This window comes from Micrococcus sp. HMSC31B01, from assembly GCF_001816085.1.
Classification (GTDB): Bacteria; Actinomycetota; Actinomycetes; order Actinomycetales; family Micrococcaceae; genus Micrococcus; species Micrococcus luteus.
The window spans coordinates 1-3,840 of the sequence record NZ_KV825232.1 but is presented as its reverse complement, the minus strand read 5'-3'; the positions used below and the strand labels follow the sequence as shown (position 1 = coordinate 3,840).

Genomic DNA, 3,840 nt, shown 5'->3' with positions numbered 1-3,840 from the left:
CGGGGCTGCCCCAGCTGTCGTTCCCCGCCCCGCCGCTGCTGCGGCTGGCCGGCGCGCTCAACGACCTGGTGCTGCTCCAGCCCCGCCCGTGACCTCGTCGGTCGCGGGGCCGTCGTCGTCCCCGCCGTCCGTCGGGGCGCGGTCCTCGTCTCCCCCGTGCGCGTCCGAGCGCCAGGCCGCCGGGCGCAGCCGTTCCAGGAGCGAGGACTGACGGCGCTCCATCCCCTTCAGGTCCGAGGCGATGAGCGCGTTGATCCAGCGGGCGTTCGGGTCGGCGTCGATCAGCACGGCCTTGGCCAGCAGCGTGCAGGGCAGCGCGAGGATGGCGCCGAGCGGGCCGAGGACCCAGGCCCAGAAGAGCAGGGAGAGGAAGCTGACGGTGGGGATCACGCCGATCGCGTCGCCGGCCACCTTGGGCTGGATCACGGACTGCAGCACGAAGTTCAGCACCGAGTAGCTGACCACCACCCACAGGAAGTCGGACCAGCCGCCCGCCGCCAGGCCCAGGACGGCCGGCGGCAGCAGGCCGATGATGAAGCCGATGTTCGGGATGTAGTTGGTGAGGAAGCTGAGCACGCCCCACACGAGCGCGAGCGGGACGCCGATCAGCATGAGGGCGATCACGTCCAGCACCGCCACGATCAGGCCGAACACCGTGGTGACCACCCAGTAGCGGCGCACGCCCTGGGCGAACTCGACCAGGGCGTGGCCGAACTCGTGGCGGGCGGTGCTGAGCAGGCGGACGCGGCGTTCGACGTCCATCGAGTCCATCGCGAGGAAGAACATGCCCATGATCACGGTGACGAGCAGGCCGAAGACCGCGTAGACGTTCGTGGCGATCTTCGTGATGGCGCTGACGGCCGTCCCGGTGACGGCGCTCATGTCGATCGAGGCCAGCTGCTGGGACACCATGTCCGGGGTCACGCCGCGCTCGTTGAGCCAGTGCGAGACGTCCAGGACGATCTGCTGGAAGCGGTCCGCGTACTTGGGCAGCTCCGCCACCAGCTCGAGGCCGGACCACACCATCATGCCCCCGAACACGGCCATCACCGCGACGACCAGCAGGACGGTGGTGGCGGCCCCGAGCACGGGGTGCAGGCCCCGGCGGATGAGCCAGGCCTGCAGGGGGTAGGCCACGATCACGAGGTTCAGCCCCAGGAAGACGGGCGCCGCGATGGAGGCGATCCCCTGGAAGAACTGCACCACCAGCACCAGGCCCGCGAGCGTCAGGACGATCACCAGCATGCGCGGCCACATGCGGTGGGGGCGGCGGATGTCCCAGTCGGAGGCGGGGCTGGACGAGGCGGGCGGCGGGGTCACCCCCGCGGGCTGTGCGGCGCTCACGCGGGCAGTCTATGCGCGGGCCGGACGGGGTAGGGTCGGGACCAGTCCACATCGACAGGGGAGCGCCCGCGCGGCGCTGAGAGTGCGGTCCGCCGCAGACCCTCGAACCTGCTCCGGTCCGCACCGGCGAAGGAAGTCGAGTCTCCCGGTCGACGTCGTCCCGGGATTCCGGTGGCGGCCTCGTCCCGGCCCCTCTGCCGTCCCAGAGGAGAACCGCCATGTCCCGCACCCCGCACCGCGCCCTCGCCGCCCTCTCAGTGGCCGCCCTCGCCCTCACCGGCTGTTCGGTGTCCGGCTCGTCCGGCGACGGGGCGTCGTCGTCCGCCGCCGGCGCCGGCGGCGAGCCGACGACGGTGACGATCATGACGCACGACTCGTTCAACCTGCCCCAGGAGCTCGTCCAGAAGTTCGAGCAGGAGTCCGGCTACACCCTGAAGACGACGGCCCCCGGCGACGCCGGCAGCGTGGTGAACCAGCTCCTGCTGGCCAAGGATGAGCCCACCGTGGACGGCGTCTACGGCGTGGAGGACCACTCGGCGCACCGCCTCGTCCGCGAGGGCGTCGTCGCCGAATACACCCCGCAGGACCTGCCCGCCTCCGCACAGGACCGGATGGTGGAGGACCGCATGACCCCGGTGGACCAGGGCCAGGTGTGCTTCAACACGGATCCGGCATGGTTCGAGGCCCACGACGTCGAGGCCCCCACCTCGATCGACCAGCTCGACGACCCCGAGTACGCGAAGCTGACGGTCGCCACCTCCCCCGTGGCCTCCTCCCCCGGCCTGGCGCTGCTCGCGGCCACCACGGAGAAGTTCGGCGACGACGGCTGGCAGGACTGGTGGCGGGGCCTGATGGAGAACGGCGGCAAGGTCGCCGACAGCTGGTCCGACGCCTACAACTCGGACTTCTCCGGCGGCGAGGGCAAGGGCCAGTTCCCGGTGGTGCTCTCCTACTCCTCCTCCCCCGCGTTCGCCCCCGAGACCGAGGTGATCGAGGACTCCTGCACCCCGCAGGTCGAGTACGCCGGCGTGCTCGAGGGCGCGAAGAACCCCGAGGGCGCGCAGGCGTTCGTGGACTTCATGCTCACCGAGGAGGTCCAGTCCGCCCTGCCCGAGTCGATGTACATGTACCCGATCGACGAGTCGGTGCAGCTGCCCGAGGAGTGGGCGCAGAACGCGCCGCTCGTCGAGGACGCCATCACCCCGGACCCCGCCCGCATCGACGAGCGCCGCGAGGACCTGCTGAAGGAGTGGACCGCCCTGGCCGAGGCCTCCCGGCGCTGATGTCCGCGCTCACCGAGGTCGCGGCCCCCGGCACGGACCTGCCGCGCCGGCGGGCCCGCGGCCGGGGGGACGGGCTCGGCCCGTGGTGGCTGGTGGCCGCCGTCCTGCCGGTCGCCTTCCTGCTCGTCTTCTTCGCGTGGCCCGTGGCGGCCATGCTCTGGCGCGGGATCGGAGGCGACGCCGACGCGTTCACCGGCGCCGTGGACCTCACCGCCTTCGGGGAGACCCTCGCCCGCGAGCGCACGTGGCGCATCCTCGGCCAGACGCTCGGGATGGCCGCCGCCGGCACGGTGGTCTCGGTGGCGCTCGGCCTGCCGACCGCGTTCGTGCTGCACCGGCGTCGCGTCCCGGGGCAGGCCGTGCTCCGCGCCCTCGTGCTCGTGCCGTTCGTGCTGCCCACGGTGGTGGTCGGCGTCGCGTTCCGCGCCCTGCTCGCCCCCGGCGGACCGCTGGGCTTCACCGGGCTGGACCAGACGACCACCGCCGTCGTGCTGGCCATGGTCTTCTTCAACGTGTCCGTGGTGGTGCGCCAGGTGGGCGCGCTGTGGAACGCGCTGGACCCGCGCCAGACCGAGGCCGCCCGCACCCTGGGCGCCTCGCCGTGGCGGGCGTTCCGCACCGTGACGCTGCCCCAGCTCGCCCCGGCGATCGCCGCGAGCGCGGCCCTGGTGTTCCTGTTCTGCGCGTCCGCGTTCGGCATCGTCCAGACGCTCGGCCGGCCCGGCTACGGCACGCTCGAGTCGGAGATCTGGGTGCAGACCTCCGTCTACCTGGACCTGCGGACCGCGGCGGTGTTCTCCGTGCTGCAGTTCGCGGTGGTGCTGGCCGCCGTCGTGGTCTCCGGCGTGACGGCGGCGCGCACCCAGCGGGCGCTGCGCCTGCGGGAGACGCCGCCGGCCCGGCTCACGCGCGCGGACGCGGCCCCGGTGGCCGTGATGCTCGCGGTGGTGGCGCTCGTGGTGGCCCCGATCCTCACGCTCGTGCTGCGCTCCTTCCACACCCGCCACGGCTGGGGGCTGGGCAACTATCGGCTGCTGTCCACGAGCGCGGGCAGCGGGTTCGTGGGCGGGTCGACGCCGGCCCAGGCGCTCGAACAGTCCCTGCGGGTGGCCGTGGACGCCACGCTCGTGACGCTCGTGGTGGCCGTGCCGCTGGCCCTGCTGCTGACCCGGCCCTTCCGCTCACGCGCCGCGCTGGCGGCCCAGCGGGCCCT

The 3,840-nt window shown here is 72.9% G+C and carries 3 protein-coding genes and 1 riboswitch; of the genes, 2 read left to right on the top strand and 1 reads right to left on the bottom strand.

Going from position 1 to position 3,840, the window contains the following annotated elements:
• Window positions 1-57: 57 nt before the first annotated feature.
• Entirely contained in the window at window positions 58-1,344 is a 1,287-nt protein-coding gene (locus tag HMPREF3105_RS08625; protein WP_070709259.1) for an AI-2E family transporter, read from the bottom strand.
• 46 nt (window positions 1,345-1,390) lie between these two features.
• Window positions 1,391-1,496, top strand: a riboswitch (TPP riboswitch).
• 66 nt (window positions 1,497-1,562) lie between these two features.
• On the opposite strand from HMPREF3105_RS08625, the gene HMPREF3105_RS08620 reads away from it, so the two are divergent.
• Window positions 1,563-2,627, top strand: coding sequence for a thiamine ABC transporter substrate-binding protein (locus HMPREF3105_RS08620; RefSeq protein ID WP_070709257.1), 1,065 nt, complete (start codon window positions 1,563-1,565; stop codon window positions 2,625-2,627).
• Window positions 2,627-3,840, top strand: a 1,214-nt coding sequence (locus HMPREF3105_RS08615; protein ID WP_070709262.1) for an ABC transporter permease, incomplete at its 3' end; no start/stop codon positions are given. The genes HMPREF3105_RS08620 and HMPREF3105_RS08615, both read left to right, overlap by 1 nt.